2 protein-coding genes and 1 pseudogene are annotated in these 1,706 nt (G+C 36.5%); all 3 read left to right on the top strand.

Annotated features, from left to right (window positions below):
- Positions 1-846, top strand: a pseudogene (locus SORDD16_RS08970) (type VII secretion protein EssC); the annotation flags it as partial.
- A gap of 81 nt (positions 847-927) precedes the next feature.
- Complete coding sequence (locus SORDD16_RS08965) at positions 928-1,293, top strand: TIGR04197 family type VII secretion effector (protein ID WP_061453180.1); 366 nt, start codon at positions 928-930, stop codon at positions 1,291-1,293.
- Between the two features lie 2 nt (positions 1,294-1,295).
- On the top strand, positions 1,296-1,661 hold the full coding sequence (locus SORDD16_RS08960) for a hypothetical protein (protein ID WP_061421995.1): 366 nt from the start codon (positions 1,296-1,298) through the stop codon (positions 1,659-1,661).
- The last annotated feature ends 45 nt before the right edge of the window (positions 1,662-1,706 follow it).

The raw sequence follows: 1,706 nt of genomic DNA, 5'->3' as shown, positions 1-1,706 counted from the left end.
TTGATGAAACGTGAAGAGGTGGATGTTATCCAGTTAGCTCTCCCAGTCACTGGATCTAATGACACCCAAGTCCTCAACAACCTGGGCCAGGAAGTAGCTTCTCTCCAAGAAGCCTGGACAGGACAGCGCCCAAGTGCCATTCCGATGGTGCCGGAGGAGTTGACCATGGATGTATTTCTCAATTTGCCTACAACTCAAGAAGCAATTCAGAATGGTGAGTTGCCGATTGGTTTGGAGTTTGAAATGGTTGGAAGTATCAATATCTCTCTTAGCAAATTTAAACATATGGCTTATGTATCGAATGCAGAAGATGCTTTTGATAATATAACTCATCATTTAATAAAAACTATTCTTAGAATTCCTAACGTCCATATGATGTTGATTGATGCTTTCCAAGAATATGAGGCATATAGTGATCAGGTGAAAACCTATGTTGGAAGTAAAAAGGAACTGTCGGACATAGGAAATCAGCTAATCTATGAAATAGAGCGCCGTCTTGAAAAAGGTATATCATCTGAATGGATCATTTTTATACCAAATATGAAAGCACTGGTATCCGAGAGTAATCTAAATGAACAACAGCTTCAATTTATGTTTGAGAAGGGGTATCGAGTAGGGATGAGGTTTATTATTGGTACTGATTATACTTATATTGGGACAAGTATTGACCCAATTCCTAGATACCTCAAGACAAATGTCCAATGGGTCATCTTTGGTATGCGCCTAATGGATCAAACCTTTTTAGATAAAGGAATGTATAGCCGAGATATGGCTCCAGATCCCGATCAGGTTTATTTACATTCTCGGAAAGAAGTCATCAAACTCAAAATTAGTAAGAATAAGTAAAAAATTATTTGATACTTAAGATTTAACCTTATTTCTGGATGATTTAGATAGTAGAAAGGATAATTAAAAAGGTTATTGAGCATGGGACAAGTAAAAAGTGAAAAAGGTAAGGCAAGCACTATTGCGACTGCAATTGTATCAGCAAGCAATAGCATTACTACTGCTGGTACAGTTACTAGAGATAAGACAAGCTCTTACACTGCTAATACGGTAGGAAGAAGATTGATTATAAATGAAGCATCTATTGCTAAAAATATTCAATCGAAAATAGGTGAATTTGTAAAGCTAATTCATAGTGCCGCAAATGAATTTGAAGTAGCAGATGAGAAGATCAGTACATTGTGGCAAAATAATTTGCCCTTGGATCAAAATAAGGGGACAACTGGTCTACCTTCTCTGTATTCAAATCCGTCATTTGTTCCTCAAAATAATTTGTTTAAGGAGTGAGGATGGAAAAAACTAGAAAATTAGAAGATATTCAATGTAGCGTTCAACAGATTCAAACAAAATTATCAAAGCTAGAAGAAGAAAGAAATCAGTTTTCTTACGTTGCGACAGAGATTGTGGATCTTTGTCAAACAAACTTCATCCCATATAGAGAATTAGGATATTATCCATTATCAGTTAAAGATGAGATGGATCGCCTTGAAGATATAGAAATGTTAAAAAGAAATGAACAGCTACTTGATGATTTTATCACCGAGAGGAAAGAAGAACTAAAAAAAGCGGTGAGTATGCTAGAGGATGAAAAAGAGGAACTTCTTTTTCAACAACGCCGTCTTGAATCACAAAAGGAGGAGAAAAATGGGGATTAAAGTAGACATAGGCTCAGCAGACTCACAGGGTAGCACAGCGAATAC

Source organism: Streptococcus oralis (genome assembly GCF_001578945.1).
Classification (GTDB): domain Bacteria; phylum Bacillota; class Bacilli; order Lactobacillales; family Streptococcaceae; genus Streptococcus; species Streptococcus oralis_Q.
The sequence above is the reverse complement of the archived record's forward strand: the minus strand, read 5'-3'. Positions and strand labels throughout refer to the sequence as shown.

Excerpts from the sequence above, each read along its gene's own strand:
- SORDD16_RS08965 (WP_061453180.1), top strand. The coding sequence starts at position 928 with ATGGGACAAGTAAAAAGTGAAAAAGGTAAGGCAAGCACTATTGCGACT.
- SORDD16_RS08960 (WP_061421995.1), top strand. The coding sequence starts at position 1,296 with ATGGAAAAAACTAGAAAATTAGAAGATATTCAATGTAGCGTTCAACAG.